General features: G+C 61.1%; 15 protein-coding genes. All 15 read left to right on the top strand.

Translation table 11 applies throughout. The features are described 5' to 3' along the window. Positions 1 to 161: 161 nt before the first annotated feature. The 15 genes from ACL2XJ_RS26655 (at position 162) to menC (ending at position 14,700) form a co-directional block, all read left to right on the top strand. On the top strand, positions 162 to 2,114 hold the full coding sequence (locus ACL2XJ_RS26655; protein ID WP_413725117.1) for an FTR1 family iron permease: 1,953 nt from the start codon (positions 162 to 164) through the stop codon (positions 2,112 to 2,114). Between the two features lie 123 nt (positions 2,115 to 2,237). Then, entirely contained in the window at positions 2,238 to 2,762 is a 525-nt protein-coding gene (locus ACL2XJ_RS26650; RefSeq protein ID WP_132927250.1) for an iron transporter, read from the top strand. Between the two features lie 101 nt (positions 2,763 to 2,863). Beyond that, on the top strand, positions 2,864 to 4,255 hold the full coding sequence (locus ACL2XJ_RS26645) for a Fe-S-containing protein (protein WP_413725116.1): 1,392 nt from the start codon (positions 2,864 to 2,866) through the stop codon (positions 4,253 to 4,255). 3 nt (positions 4,256 to 4,258) lie between these two features. Then, a complete protein-coding gene (locus ACL2XJ_RS26640) occupies positions 4,259 to 5,548 on the top strand; it encodes an ABC transporter permease (protein ID WP_413725115.1) in 1,290 nt (429 codons plus the stop codon). Positions 5,549 to 5,597: 49 nt separating this feature from the next. Continuing rightward, positions 5,598 to 6,710, top strand: coding sequence for an ABC transporter permease (locus ACL2XJ_RS26635; protein WP_413726978.1), 1,113 nt, complete (start codon positions 5,598 to 5,600; stop codon positions 6,708 to 6,710). Positions 6,711 to 6,713: 3 nt separating this feature from the next. Then, entirely contained in the window at positions 6,714 to 7,439 is a 726-nt protein-coding gene (locus ACL2XJ_RS26630; RefSeq protein ID WP_132927258.1) for an ABC transporter ATP-binding protein, read from the top strand. Continuing rightward, on the top strand, positions 7,417 to 7,929 hold the full coding sequence (locus ACL2XJ_RS26625; protein WP_413725114.1) for a TlpA family protein disulfide reductase: 513 nt from the start codon (positions 7,417 to 7,419) through the stop codon (positions 7,927 to 7,929). Before ACL2XJ_RS26630 ends, ACL2XJ_RS26625 begins: the two co-directional genes overlap by 23 nt. Beyond that, a complete protein-coding gene (locus ACL2XJ_RS26620) occupies positions 7,926 to 8,228 on the top strand; it encodes a c-type cytochrome (RefSeq protein ID WP_132927262.1) in 303 nt (100 codons plus the stop codon). Before ACL2XJ_RS26625 ends, ACL2XJ_RS26620 begins: the two co-directional genes overlap by 4 nt. Positions 8,229 to 8,343: 115 nt before the next feature. Then, positions 8,344 to 8,664 (top strand): stress response protein ElaB, encoded by a 321-nt coding sequence (gene elaB / locus ACL2XJ_RS26615; protein WP_132927264.1) that lies wholly within the window; start codon positions 8,344 to 8,346, stop codon positions 8,662 to 8,664. A gap of 181 nt (positions 8,665 to 8,845) precedes the next feature. After that, the gene (menF, locus tag ACL2XJ_RS26610; RefSeq protein WP_413725113.1) at positions 8,846 to 10,201 is read left to right on the top strand and encodes an isochorismate synthase MenF; all 1,356 of its coding nucleotides are present in this window, start codon (positions 8,846 to 8,848) and stop codon (positions 10,199 to 10,201) included. 4 nt (positions 10,202 to 10,205) lie between these two features. Beyond that, the gene (locus ACL2XJ_RS26605) at positions 10,206 to 10,394 is read left to right on the top strand and encodes a hypothetical protein (protein WP_413725112.1); all 189 of its coding nucleotides are present in this window, start codon (positions 10,206 to 10,208) and stop codon (positions 10,392 to 10,394) included. Beyond that, positions 10,351 to 12,072, top strand: coding sequence for a 2-succinyl-5-enolpyruvyl-6-hydroxy-3-cyclohexene-1-carboxylic-acid synthase (gene menD / locus ACL2XJ_RS26600; protein ID WP_413725111.1), 1,722 nt, complete (start codon positions 10,351 to 10,353; stop codon positions 12,070 to 12,072). Before ACL2XJ_RS26605 ends, menD begins: the two co-directional genes overlap by 44 nt. Next, positions 12,069 to 12,839, top strand: a complete 771-nt coding sequence (menH, locus tag ACL2XJ_RS26595) for a 2-succinyl-6-hydroxy-2,4-cyclohexadiene-1-carboxylate synthase (RefSeq protein WP_413725110.1) — start codon at positions 12,069 to 12,071, stop codon at positions 12,837 to 12,839. The genes menD and menH overlap by 4 nt, the downstream gene beginning before the upstream one ends. A gap of 11 nt (positions 12,840 to 12,850) precedes the next feature. Further along, positions 12,851 to 13,708 carry a 1,4-dihydroxy-2-naphthoyl-CoA synthase gene (gene menB, locus ACL2XJ_RS26590; RefSeq protein ID WP_132927270.1) on the top strand — a complete coding sequence of 286 codons (858 nt, stop codon included), beginning with the start codon at positions 12,851 to 12,853 and terminating at the stop codon, positions 13,706 to 13,708. Then, entirely contained in the window at positions 13,708 to 14,700 is a 993-nt protein-coding gene (gene menC, locus ACL2XJ_RS26585; RefSeq protein WP_413725109.1) for an o-succinylbenzoate synthase, read from the top strand. The genes menB and menC overlap by 1 nt, the downstream gene beginning before the upstream one ends. Positions 14,701 to 14,705: the final 5 nt, after the last annotated feature.

Genomic DNA, 14,705 nt, shown 5'->3' with positions numbered 1-14,705 from the left:
AATTGCGCTGTCAGCCCGGCGTGCGGCGGGCCTGCCGCATTCAGATACAATTCCCTTCAAAAAATTTTTGTTAAAAAAACCTTTCTTGACCCTAATCATTGTTTATTCGTGCGGTTCGGTGATAATGCAAATAAATCTCATTGACGTTTGGTATTGGTTCGATGTTCACCTCCTTGCCGAAATTTTTGCTGTGTGCCCTGATCTGGCTGCTCGGTGTTACGTGCGCCTGGTCGGCGGATGATTACAAAGCCTGGATAACCGATATCCAGGGCCGTCTGGATACTACCGCCCAACTTTATCAGCAGCAGCAGAAAGATGCCGCGCGCCGTGAAGTGCAGATGGCCTATTTCGAGGTTTTCGAAAACCTGGAAGGGCCGATTCGCATTAATACCTCAGCGCAGAAAAGCTATCAAATGGAAAGCCAGTTTGGCGAAATCCGCCAGATGATCAGCGACGGCAAGCCGCTGTCCGACGTGCAGGGGAAAATCGAGACCCTTAAAGGCGAGCTGGCGGATGTATTGCCCATATTGACCGGCGGGAAACCCTTGGTGGCCACGGCGCAGAACTCGGTCTACGGTAACGACAAGATTGCCCTTTACTGGCAGCAAAAATTCAAGGTCATTGACGATTTTCTGGCGAACGCGGTGACGCAGTACCAGCAGGGTCAGTATGACGCCGCCAGTCAAAGCGTGCAGCAAGCCTTTTTCCAGGGCTTTAAAAACTCGGAAATGGAAATGTCGGTGCGTAATAACCGCTCATCGCAGCAAGCCGCCGATATCAACCAGCAATTTTCCGCGCTGATCACCCTGGCGACCCAGCCTGATCAGATGACCGCCATGGCCTACGCCGACACCACGCTGCTGCAGAATATCGAAGATCTGCTGCCGGGCCTGCCCACCACCCGTCCGGATCAGCCGGTAACGGCGCCGGTACCGGCCACCGCCGGCAGCGCGGCGGCAAGCGCTGGCGCGGACGCGGCGCCGGATGCCAACTGGCGGCAGGTGAGCGATGATATCAATTCCGCGGTAGCCGCCGCCATCGCCCAATACCGGGCGGGGCAAGGCAAAGAGGGCATGATGGCGATTCAGGACGCGTACTTCGATCACTTCGAAGCCAGCGGCATGGAAAATAAAATCGGCTCCCGCGATACGGCGTTCAAAACCGCCCTGGAAGGCTATTTTACCCGTCTGGTCAGCCTGATGAAGGCCGGAGCGCCGTTGGATCAGGTGCAACAGCAGGCCGATGCCTTGGGCCAGGACCTGTCCAAGGCAGTGGATATGCTGGGGGCCGGGCAGGAAAGCCATTGGGGCCTGTTTATCTACAGCCTGCTGATTATCGTGCGGGAAGGGCTGGAGGCGCTGTTAATCGTAACGGCAATTATTGCTTACCTGGTGAAAAACAAACATCAGGACAAACTGCCGATGATCAATCAATCGGTCTGGGTGGCATTGCTGGCAAGCCTCGTCACCGCGGGTCTTTTCCAGTGGATGTTCGCCAATTCCGGCGCCAATCGGGAACTGCTGGAAGGCGGCACCATGATGGTGGCGGTGGTGACCCTGTTCTTTATGAGTTATTGGCTGCTCTCCAAGGTGGAGGCGCGGCACTGGAAGGCCTATCTGGAAGGCAAGCTTTCCCTGTCTCTCACCAGCGGCTCACTGGCCGGCCTGTGGTTTACCAGTTTTCTGGCGGTGTACCGTGAAGGAGCGGAAACCGTACTGTTCTATTACGCGCTGATTGGTGACTCCGCCGGCGTGGCGGGCCATATGTCCATACTGGCCGGATTCCTGGTGGGATGCGTCGTGTTGCTGCTGGTATATGTGCTGATGCGTTATACGGTGGTGAAACTGCCGCTTAAGCCGTTTTTTATGTTTACCGGCGGTTTTATGTATCTGATGGCGTTCGTATTTGCCGGCCAGGGGGTTCTGGAGCTGATCGAAGGAAAATTATTCGAACCGACCCTATTAAAGAATATGCCGCAAATTAGTCTGTTGGGGATTTACCCCTATCTGGAGACTCTGGCTCCGCAAGCAGTTTTGGTACTGGCCGCGCTGTTCGCCCTCTGGGTGATGCGTCGCCGTTCCCGTACCGAGATACCCGGGCATGAAGCAGTGTAGAGCAATTTATAACAATTATACCCAATTGAAGTAACGGGTATTTACCCTAAATACTTCGAGTTGCAGGAAAGCCAACGCAGCTGCAACCAGGAATATGGCGGATATGACTTGAGGATGAGATAGATGATGATGAACAAAGGGTTGATAACCGCGATGGTTATTACCGGTTTTACAGTCGCCCCGGCGGTTATGGCCGCCGAGCATCCGGCCGGTGAACCTATCACCATGAACGGCATGGAAATCGCAGCGGTTTATTTACAGCCCATCGAGATGGAGCCTCGCGGCATGGGCTTGCCCGCGGCCAAGGCCGATGTCCATCTTGAAACCGATATCCACGCGGTGAAAGGCAATCAGAACGGTTTTGGCGCCGGTGAATGGATGCCTTACCTGACCATTGGCTACTCTTTGGTGAACACCGATACCGGTGCGAAACAAGACGGTACATTTATGGCAATGGTGGCCAATGATGGCCCGCATTACGGCCAAAATGTCAAAATGATGGGCGTGGGTAATTATAAAGTGACTTTCCATATCGAGCCGCCGCCGAAGGCCGGCATGTACCGCCATACCGACGCTGAAACCGGTGTCGGTCCGTGGTGGAAACCGTTCGACGTGAGTTATACGTTTAAATACGTCGGCTTGAAATAATACTCTCCAGCCACGACCGCCTTGGCGGTCGTGTTCTGTTTTCGCTGTCGCAGTGGCCTGCCGGACCACCGCACAATGATTACCGGTTCTGAGTAGGCTTCATGAACTATTTTTTCGTTACCGTATTACAAGCTTTCCTGCCGGTGGCGCTGCTCTGCGGTTTGAACTGGGTCCGTCGGCCGACGCCTTCCCTGCGCGGGCTGGTATGGGTAAATTTACTGGCCCTGGCGGCCGGGACCCTGGCGGGGATTTACCTGCGCGCCGGCCAGCCGCTGCAACTGACCCTCGCCGTGCTGCAATTTATTTTACTGCTGCTGTTCCTGGCGAGTCAGTTCACCTATTCCGCCCGTATCGGCTACGGTTGGCAGTTTCTGCTGCCGGCCGGTGCGGCATTGAATTGGGGCGCCGATCCCAATCTCAGCGCATTGACGTCTTCAGGGGTCATCAATACTGATTTGCTGTTGAATCTCAGCGCGGTGGCGTGCGCCGTGGTGGTATTGGCCCTGAGCGCCATCATGACCGCCATGGTGGTGCGGCGGCTGGCGGCCTGGCGCTGGCCGCTGCTGGTAATATTATCGCTGCTGCTGCTGCTGCCCCTGAGCGGCGAGTGCGTTCTGCTGTTGATGAAGCTGGAAACCATCGGCTTGACGAAACCCCGTCTGAGCTTTGTCGCCCATGTCACCAACGGCGCGTCCTGGCTGAATTATCTCAGCGCGGCGGCGATGGCGGTGCTGATGGCCGGCTACCTGCCGATCCTGGTGCGCCTGCGTGGTGAATACCGCCGTCAGGTCGGGCCTATTCTTCGCCGCAAGGGGATTGCCCGCTACCGCAACGCCCGCCGCACCGCCGGCAGCCTGCTGGCGGCGGCTGTGCTGGTGGTGGCCGGCCAGCTGTACTGGGATCTTGTGGCCTCCCAGCCGCCGCGTTTATCGGAAGCGGTGCCGGTGACGCTGGCCGCCGACGGGCTGGTGCATATCCCCCTGCAACAGGTACGGGACGGCAAGCTGCACCGTTTTGTCTGGGTGGCGGACGACGGGAAAGCGGTGCGCTTTTTGGTCATTAACCGTTATCCCGACAGGCTGCGGCTCGGGGTCGTCTTTGACGCCTGCCTATTGTGCGGCGATCAGGGGTATGTGATGGAAGGCAACCAGGTGGTGTGCGTCGCCTGCGGCGTGCATATCTTCATTCCCTCCATCGGTAAATCGGGGGGCTGCAATCCTATTCCCATCGCCGACTGGCGTAATGACGATAAAGAACTGACCATCGGCAAACCGGCGCTGGTGGCGGGGGTGAATTACTTCACCACCGTGATGACGCTGCATGTGTCCGACCCGGTGGACGGCAGCAAACTGACCAATACTCAGGCTGAATACAAATACAGTTACGGCGGGAAAATGTACTTCTTCGCCAGCGAAGCGAACTACAACCGTTTCCGTGGGCAACCGACCCTATTCGTGCCGGCGGCCACCGGCAGCGGCGCGGCGGAGGATTAGCCTATGTTGTGGCGTATGTTGCGGCAGTCGTGGTGTAAAAATATCCGGCGCAAATCGCTGGCGGTTTTGACGGTATTCCTCGCCGCCGGGCTGATTTCGGCGCTGCTGGCGGTCTCCATTGATATCGGCGACAAGATGGCGCGGGAATTGAAATCCTATGGCGCCAATATCCTGATCGAACCGGCGGGCCAGGCGGCGCTGCCGGTAATGTTCGGCCAGCGCGCCGTGCCGCTGTCCGGGGAGGACCTGATCGATGAGTCCGAACTGCCCAGTATCAAGGATATTTTCTGGCGTAACAATATCGTCGGCTTCGCGCCGCTGCTCAACGGCGAAGTGACGGTTAACGATACCGCGGTGCCGGTGCTGGGCACCTTCTTCTCACAGCCGGTAAACGTGCCGGATGAGACGGATTACCATACCGGACAGGAAGTCATCAGTCCCTACTGGCGGGTGGCGGGGCAGTATCCCCACGAACCGGTGGCGGCGGGGCGGCAGCCGGAAGCCTTGATAGGCAAACAGCTGGCTCAGCGCAGCGGCTGGAAAACCGGCGACGTCTTATCCCTCAAGGGCAGCCACGGGGCGGTGACGGTGCGCATCAGCGGCGTATTGACCAGCGGCGGCGATGAAGAGGGCCGCCTGGTCATGCCGCTGGCGGTGGTCCAGCAGTTGCTGGGATTACCGGGCAAGGTGCAGGCGGTGCGGGTGTCGGCGCTGACGGTGCCGGAGAACGCGCTCTCCCGGCGGGCGCGGGACAATCTTGACGGCCTGTCGGCGGCGGATTATGACCGCTGGTATTGCACCGCCTTCGTCTCCTCCATCGCTCATCAGCTGGAAGAGGCGATTTCCGGCTCGGTGGTGCATCCCATTTGGCAGGTGGCAGCCTCGGAAGGGGTGGTTATCGAAAAAATCCAACTGCTGCTGGCGGTGGTGACGCTGGCGGCGCTGGCAGCCTCTGCGATGGGCATTGCCTCGCTGATGACCAGCACCATCATGGAGCGCGCCCGGGAAATCGGCCTGATGAAGGCGCTTGGCGCGCATCAATGGCAGATTATGCTGCTGTTCTATTTGGAGGCGGTGATGAGCGGCGCCTTGGGCGGCCTGCTGGGCTGCGTTGCCGGCTGGGCACTGGCGAAAGCCATCGGCTTGATGCTGTTCGGCGTCCCGCTGAGCTTTGCCTGGGTGGTGGTGCCGTGCGTGCTGGTGATCGCCATTCTGATCGCGGTCATCGGCACCTGGTTCCCGGCGCGGCGCATCGGCAAGATGTATCCGGTGGAGGTGCTGTATGGCAATTGATTCCGCCCTCGCCAGGCCGGCGGCGCGCAAATCCGCCCTGGGCGGTTCCATGTTCTGGCTGCTGGTTCTGCGTGCCCTGAGGCTTCGCCTGCAGCGGGTGGCGGTGGTGTTCGCCGCCCTGACGGTAGGGGCGGCCATCGTTACCGCCATGGCATCGGTGTATTTTGATATCAACGCCAAAATGAGCCAGGAACTGCGCACCTTCGGCGCGAATTTTTATCTTGGCCCCGGTCACGGCGACAGCCTGCCGGCGTCGATACTGCAACCGGTTATCGACGGTGCGCCGCCGGGGCTGATTAATGCCGCCAGCCCCTATTTGTACGGCATGGCGCGCACCGAACTGCAAAAAGTGGTGCTGATGGGGGTCTGGTTCGATTCCCTACAGCAGCTGGTGCCCTACTGGCAGGTCAAAGGGGACTGGATTGGCGTCGATTTTGACGATCGCCATGCCATGATCGGTATCAAACTGGCGGATATTTTGCACGTCAAGCTCGGCGATACCGTGACCCTGGTGGAAGGCAATAAGCGCAAGAGCCTGCAAATCAAAGGCATCGTTGAAGCCGGCGACGCCACCGACAATATGCTGATTTTAAATCTGGATCTGGCGCAGGAGTGGCTGCACCAGCCGGGAGCCATCAGCGATGCCATGTTCAGCGTCAACAACGATCTCGGCCAGGTGGATGTTTTCGCGCGCCGGCTGCAACGGCAGCACCCTGAGCTGGACGTGCGGCCGATCCTGAAGGTCTCGGCGTCCGAAGGCCAGGTGCTGGATAAGATCAAAGGCTTGATGGGATTGGTATCGGCGGTGATCCTGATTCTGTCGTCGTTATGCGTCAATACCACGCTGATGGCCATTGTGGGGGAACGCTCCCGTGAATTCGCCCTGCAAAAGGCCCTGGGCGCCAGCGCCCGGGATATTACCCTGCAAATGCTGGCGGAAACCGGCATTATCGCGCTGGCGGCGGTGATATGCGGCGTGGTTATCGGCTTTGTGCTGGCGCAGATCCTGGGCCATGCGGTATTCAACGCATCCATTGCCCTGCGCGCCCCGGTTTTTCCGCTGACCCTGGTGTTGTCCCTGCTGGTGGCGGCTGTTGCGGCCATTGTTCCGGTGCGGCGTGCTTTGCATGTCGTCCCGGCTCTGGTCCTGAAAGGAGAATAGAACATGGCTTCAACCATCCGGTTGATACAACCTCAGCCCGCGGCGGATTATGTTATCGAGACGCGGCATCTCTTTAAGCGCTTTGGCAAGGTCACGGCGCTGGAAGATATCAATATCCGCATCCGCCGGGGTGAATTTGTCGCCTTTATGGGGGCCTCGGGCTCCGGCAAAACCACGCTGATGAATATCCTGACCTGCCTGGATACCGCCAGCGAAGGGCAGGTGCTGCTGGACGGCGTGGATGCCGCCGCGCTGGACGAAGAAGGGCGGCGCAATTTCCGCGCCGACAAGATAGGCCTGGTATTCCAGCAGTTTCACCTGATTCCGTTTCTCACCGCATTGGAAAACGTCATGCTCGCGCAGCACTACCACAGCGTGGTGGACGAACCCGCCGCCCGGGCGGTGCTGGAGCAAGTGGGCCTGGGGGCGCGGGTGGATCATCTGCCCAGCCAGCTCTCCGGCGGCGAGCAGCAGCGGGTCTGTATCGCCCGGGCTCTGGTTAATGAGCCGCCGGTTATTTTCGCCGATGAGCCCACCGGCAACCTGGATGAAGAAAATGAACAGCGGGTGCTGGATTTGCTGACGGATTTGCACCGTCAGGGCCGGACCATCGTCATGGTGACCCATAATCCGGAACTGGGACGTTTCGCCGATCGCATCATCCGCTTGCAGCACGGTAAATATCTTGGCGAGGAGAATAATCATCATGAATTGGCGTCGCGCGGTTAGTCTGTTTTGCCTGCTGGCGCTGGCGGCGGCCCTGGGCGGCTGCAAAGACCAACAGCAGGTGGCCATTGGCGCTAAAGCCCCGTCCCTGGCGGCGTTTGATTTACGCGGGCAGCCGGCGGCACTGGAAAAATGGCACGGGAAGCAGGTATATTTAACCTTCTGGGCGGCAGACTGCGGCGGATGCGCGGCGGATTTGGCGGCTTTGCAAAAGCTGACCGACAGCTATGGCAACGGCAGCGGCCTGGTGGTGGTGGCGGTGAATACCGATCCGCAGCAGACGGACATCGCCCCTTTTCTCGGCCAGCTGCATCTGAGCTATCCGGTGGTGCGCGACCAGCTCGGCATTACCAAAGAACGTTATCAGGTGATTGGTACGCCCACCTCGTATCTTATCGATGGGCAGGGCCAGGTGGTGGAAGTACACCAGGGCATGCAGGGTGAACCGGCGCTGGCGGCCATGTTCCGGCAGGCGCAACAAGGAAAATCATGAAAAAAATCATTACTGTCGCGCTGCTGTGCTGCGCGGCGGCGCCGGCCTTCTCAGCCGTCGACGGGGCGCTGAAATACAGCCAGAGCTGCGCCGATTGCCATGGCCGCAAGGCTGACCGGCAGGCATTCGGCAAGGCGCCGCCGCTGATTTCCTTATCCCGCGACCAGCTGGTATCCGGCTTGACCGACCGCCGGGACGGCAAAATCGAAACCAGCGGCGCCGAACATCAGGCCAAAACCACCCTGACCGATGAGGATATCCAGGGGCTGGCTGATTACATTCAAACCCTTAAACATTGACGGCGGCCATAGCGGGTTGATTTTAAGAATGATCCGGCAGGAAATGTTCCTCGGTTATTGAAATACTTGACTATAGTTATAGCATCGGTCTTTCATCAGAACACGGAGAACAGTTATGGTTAACCCAACAGATCCCACTCAACCACATGAAACACATGTGGACGACGACGTGCAATTGTTGTCCGATACCCTGGAAGAGGTTTTGGCTTATTCCGGCGATAAGGCGGACCAAAAATATGTTGAGTTGAAGACCCGCGCCGAAGCGGCGCTGGACGAGGTCAAGAAGCGCATCAGCCGCGCGTCGGATAATTATTATTATCGGGCCCGACAGGCGGTCTACCGCGCCGATGAATACGTGCAGGAAAATCCCTGGCGTGGCGTGGGTATCGGCGCGTCGATAGGTCTGGTGTTCGGTTTGCTGCTGGCCCGCCGCTAACGTTCCGCCGGCTGGCTGAAAGAGCCAGCCGCTCTCATGTAAATACCTGCTAATCGATGCATATCTACCAGCATTCCTTTCGTTTTTGGCATGACCGACCGTATAATCCATACTCATATAATTAGCTAATAAACCCAATAGCTTTCGGGTTGCCGCCGGCACGGCCGCAACGTGAGGGATAATGGGAATAATTATGCGGGTGCTTATGCTGCCGTTACTTCAATCAGCTCTTCAACAGCATATGGATGCGGGGACCATACCCGACGTACCGGGGGTCTATTCCATCAGCCTGCCCTGGACGCCCGGCGTGCACGTGCCCATGCTGGACTGGCTGAACGCCGTGCCCCTTTATCCCCAATGCTATTGGCAGCATCGCGACGGCGAGCTGGAGGCGGCGGCGTGCGGCGGCGTGAAGATATTCAACCGCCTGGCGTCGGCACAGGCCTTTTTAGCCGCCCATCCGGCCCGCGATACGCTGCGCCTTTGGGGCCTGAACGCCTTCGGTCATGGAGAAGGCGAACCGGAGAGCTATCTGTTTTTGCCCCGGATTACCTGGCAGCGCGAGCGGCAATCCCATCAGTTAATCCTCAATCTGGCCAGCGACGGCTCCCTGCTGGAGGATGCCCGGCTGTGTGCCGCCCAATTGGCCCAATTGGCCCGATTGCCTGGCGCCGGGCCACTGGACCCCTTTGCCGCCGGTGAAATCAGCGCCGCTCATCAGCCTGAACGTCCCCAGTGGCGGCAGATAATCGCCCGGGCGCTGACGGCTCTGCGGGAACAGCAATTCGCCAAAGTGGTGCTGGCGCGCCGCACCCGTCTGGTGCTGAGCGGCAAGCTTCGCTCCGCCGCCCTGATGGCCGCCAGTAAGGCGGTTAACCATCACTGCTATCACTACATGCTGTGCTGGTCTCCCGGGCGGGCGTTCTTGGGGTCAAGCCCGGAGCGGCTCTACCGCCGGCGGGAAAACCGGCTTGATACCGAAGCGCTGGCGGGCACCGTCGCCGCCGGCGGGCCTTCGTCATCCGCCGCCGAATTGGCGGACTGGCTGATGAACGACGATAAAAATCAACGGGAAAATCTGCTGGTGGTGGATGATATCTGCCAACGGCTGCATCCGGCCGCTCTTTCCCTTGACGTCACGCCGCCGGAGATCATCAGCCTGCGCACCGTGCAGCACCTGCGGCGGACCATTATGGCGCAGCTCAACTGCCGGGACGATGTCCGCTGCCTGTCCATGCTGCAGCCCACCGCCGCGGTGGCCGGGCTGCCCCGTGACGCCGCCCGGCGCTTTATTGCCCGCCATGAGCCGTTCGGGCGGGAGTGGTACGCGGGCTCGGCGGGCTATCTTTCCCTGGCGCAATCGGAGTTCTGCGTCTCCCTGCGCTGCGCTCAGGTGGAGAACCAATCCGTCATGCTCTATGCTGGCGCCGGTATCGTGGAAGGATCCGATGCGGATCAAGAGTGGCGGGAAATTGAAAATAAAGCCGCGGGCATGCGCTCCCTGTTCGCCGCCGAGTCCGCTGAACCGGCGGGATGAGGTTATGCCGTTTTATATCAACATCCCGCCGGCGGTACGTGCTTATAATGGCGGCTTGCCGGGGGGCCGGGAATACCAATCCTGTCCCCCTTATGTCCTGACCACCTCGGCGGGACGGGTTTTTCATTCCCTTGAGACGGTTTTCTTTCATGACAAAAAATGCGATGCCCGCAGCGTCATCAACCGAATTTAACCGGCGCTGGGCCAGAGTAGTGCTGGAAACCCTGACCCGCCACGGCGTGCGGCATATCTGCATTGCGCCCGGTTCCCGTTCAACCCCGCTGACCCTTGCCGCCGCCGGGCATCCGCGGCTTGTCCGCCACACTCATTTCGATGAGCGCGGATTGGGACATCTGGCTTTGGGACTGGCCAAGTCCACGGGCCAGCCGGTGGCGGTTATCGTCACTTCCGGCACCGCGGCGGCCAATCTCTACCCGGCGCTGATCGAAGCCAGCCTCACCGGCGAACGGCTGATTATGCTCACCGCCGATCGGCCGCCGGAACTGATTGATTGCGGCGCCAACCAGGCCATCCGCCAACCCGGCCTGTTTGCCGGATTTGCCGGCCGGTCGGTAAACCTGCCCCGTCCGACGCCGGATATTCCGGCGGGCTGGCTGGCATCCACCCTCGATCAGGCCTTGTCCGCCCGCGAAACGGTCCATGTCAACTGTCCGTTTGCCGAACCTCTGTACGGGCCCGAAGAGAACGGTGAGGATCCCTGGTCGTCGGCGCTGGCGGAGTGGTGGCAGGATGACCGGCCCTGGCTGTCGGTGCCGCTCCCGGCGCAGGCCCGGACCTTGCCTGAGGATGACTGGGAAGGCTGGCGCCGGCGCAAAGGGGTCATTATCGCCGGGCGTATACCGGCGGAGGAGGGGGGGCGTCTGGCGGCCTGGGCCGCTGAGCTGGGCTGGCCGCTGATTGGCGATGTCCTGTCGCAAACCGGGCAGCCGCTGCCGTTTGCCGATTTGTGGCTGGCCGACCCGGCCGCCGGAGAGTGCCTGCAACAGGCGGAACTGGTGATTCAGTTCGGCGGCAGCCTGACCGGCAAGCGCCTGCTGCAGTGGCAGGCGCAGTGCCGGCCGCGGGAGTATTGGCTGGTGGATCCGCTGCCGGGCCGTCTGGATCCGGCGCATCACCGCGGCCGGCGTTTTCATACGCCCGTCGGCGCCTGGCTCGACTGCCATCCTTCCCCGTCCCCGTCCTCACGGGACAACAAGAACTGGGCCGCGCCGCTGGAAGCGTTAAGCCGCCGGGCGCACCGCCATATCCGGGCGGCGATGACCGGAGCCCTGGGGGAAATTCAGCTGGCGCACCGTCTGGCGGAGCTGCTGCCCGCCGGCGGCCGGCTGTTCATCGGCAACAGCCTGGCGGTTCGGCTGGTGGACGCCCTGGGGCAATTGCCTGCGTGCTATCCGGTATTCGGCAACCGCGGCGCCAGCGGTATCGACGGTTTGCTCTCCACCGCCGCCGGCGTATTGCGGGGCGGCGACGGGCCGCTGCTGGCCGTGGTGGGGGATTTATCGGCGCTTTACGATCTGAATGCCCTGGCGCTGTTTCGCCACACCACCGCGCCGGCGGCCATCCTGGTGGTCAACAATAACGGCGGCCAGATATTCTCCCTATTGCCGACCCCTGAAGCGGTACGGGAACACTATTACGTCATGCCGCAGCAGGTGGAGTTCCGCCACGCCGCGGCATTGTTCGGCCTGAATTATGCCAGCCCGCCGGATTTCTCCACGCTGCAAAGCTGCCTGGCCGATGCCTGGCGGCAGCCGGCTGGGAGCGCCGCCACGCTGATTGAACTGGCGGTGCCGCCCCATGAGGGAGCCGACCGGTTCCGGAGCCTGGTGGCCGGGATGGCGGCGGTATGAAGTGGGCCGTGAATCGCCTGCGGCCCGGTGAGGCCGGGCGGCCCTGGTTGGTTTGGCTGCACGGTCTGCTGGGCAGTGGCGATGATTGGGCGCCGGTGTTACCCTATTTTGATGGCTGGCCGATGGCGGCGCCGGATTTACCGGGCCATGGCGCGTCCTGTTCCATGTCGCCGGAGGGTTTCGCCGAGGTCACGCAGGGGCTGGCGCAGACGCTGGCTTCCCTGGACATCGAACGCTATATTCTTATCGGCTATTCTCTCGGCGGCCGTATCGCCCTTTACCATGCCTGCCGGGATCGTCCGGCGGGGTTGCGCGGAGTGTTTGTGGAAGGGGCGCATCCGGGATTGGCCAGCCCGGAAGCCCGGGCAGACCGTCTGCGACACGATCGCGCCTGGGCGCAGCGTTTTGCCCAGCAGCCCCTGGGGCAGGTATTGGACGACTGGTACCGACAGCCGGTATTCGCCGATTTATCCGACGCGCAGCGCCGGGAACTGGTGGCGCTGCGCCGCCATAACCAGGGAACCGCCATCGCGTCCATGCTGGACGCCACTTCGCTGGCGCGCCAGCCCGATTTACTGCCGTCGCTCCAGACCCTGAGTTTGCCCTTCGGCTATCTGTGCGGCGAACGGGACGCCAAATTTTCCACGCTGGCACGGCAGGGCGGCCTGCCCTGTTCCCTGGTGCCCGGTGCGGGTCATAATGCCCACCGGGCCGAGCCGGCGGCTTTTGCCGCAAAACTTTTATCCCTGCTTGCCCCGTTATACTAAAGGAACGCTTTATGCTTAAACCCAGTGAAGAACAATGGTATGCCCCGGTGGACTGGCGCGATTGCAGCGGTGACTTCGTGGATATCCGTTATCAGAAATCCGCCGACGGCATCGCCAAAATCACGATAAACCGTCCCCAGGTGCGTAACGCCTTCCGCCCGCTGACGGTCAAGGAGATGCTCCAGGCCCTGGCGGACGCCCGCTATGATGACGGGATCGGGGTGATTATCCTCACCGGAGAAGGGGATTTGGCGTTTTGCTCCGGCGGCGACCAGAAAGTGCGGGGGGATTATGGCGGTTATAAAGATGACAGCGGCGTGCATCACCTGAACGTGCTGGATTTCCAACGGCAAATACGCACCTGCCCGAAGCCGGTGGTGGCGATGGTGGCGGGCTATGCCATCGGCGGCGGCCATGTGCTGCATATGATGTGCGATCTCACCCTGGCGGCGGATAATGCCGTTTTCGGCCAGACCGGCCCCCGGGTGGGATCATTTGACGGCGGCTGGGGCGCGGCGTATATGGCCCGCATCGTCGGCCAGAAAAAGGCTCGGGAAATCTGGTTTTTGTGCCGCCAGTACGACGCTCAGCAGGCGCTGGACATGGGGCTGGTGAATACCGTGGTGCCGCTGGCTTCACTGGAGAAGGAAACTGTGCGCTGGTGCCGTGAAATGCTGCAAAACAGTCCCATGGCGCTGCGCTGCCTGAAGGCCGCCCTCAATGCGGATTGCGACGGACAGGCAGGGCTGCAGGAACTGGCGGGCAACGCCACCATGCTGTTTTATATGACGGAAGAGGGCCAGGAAGGCCGTAATGCCTTTGTGGAAAAACGGCAGCCGGATTTCTCCAGGTTCAAACGGAACCCTTGATGCGCCGCGGGACGCTGCTGGCTTATAGCCTGCCGCTGCATGCCGGCGTGGTGCTGCGCGGACAGCATCAGCGACAGCGCAACGGTCTGGTGGTGCGCCTCGAGGAGGATCACCGCACCGGCGAAGGAGAGATAGCGCCGCTGCCCGGCTTTAGCCGGGAGACCCTCCCTCAGGCCGCCGAGGCGGCGCTATTGCTGATGTGGCGCTGGGTTGCCGGCGCCTCCATCCTGGCGGATCTCTCAGGCGGCGAAGACATCGCGCCCTCGGTGGCATTCGGCCTCAGCTGTGCCCTGGCGGAGCTGGAAGACCGCTTTCCCCCGCAGGCTCCCTCTATTGCGGTGCCTTTATGCAGCGGCGACAGCGATGAATTCATCCGCCGTTTGACCGCTTTGCCGGACAGCCGGCTGGCCAAGGTCAAGGTGGGCCTGACGGACGGCGGTGCAGAGAGCCGCCAGGTGAACGGCATGCTGGCGGCGCTGCCCGGGCTGCATTTACGCCTGGATGCCAACCGCAGCTGGACCGCCGCCGCCGCCGCCGCCTTTGCCGCAGGATTGGACCCGTCATTACGGGGGCGGATTGATTTCATCGAGGAGCCCTGTGCCACTCCCGCCGCATCTCTGGCGTTTGCCCGCGACAGCGGCATCCCTATCGCCTGGGACGAGACGGTGCGCGAAGGGGATTTTTCTTTGCGGCCGCAGCCGGGCGTGGCGGCGGTTATCATCAAACCCACTCTCACAGGCAGCCTGCGGCGATGCGAACGTTTAATCCACCAGGCCCGGCAGGCGGGTTTAACGGCGGTGATAAGTTCTTCCATTGAATCAAGCCTGGGCCTGACCCAGTTGGCCCGTCTGTCGCAAGTTCTGACTCCCGACGTCCCCCCCGGGCTTGATACGCTGTCGCTGCTGGGAGCGCAACTGCTGCGCCGCTGGCCCGGCAGCCTGCTGCCGTTGCAGTCCCCCGCGCAATTGCACACTATCGCCCGCGCATCCTGAGGGAG

It is taken from the genome of Sodalis sp. RH16 (assembly GCF_047324245.1).
Taxonomy (GTDB): domain Bacteria; phylum Pseudomonadota; class Gammaproteobacteria; order Enterobacterales; family Enterobacteriaceae; genus Acerihabitans; species Acerihabitans ligni.
This window is presented reverse-complemented; position numbering and strand designations above follow the sequence as displayed.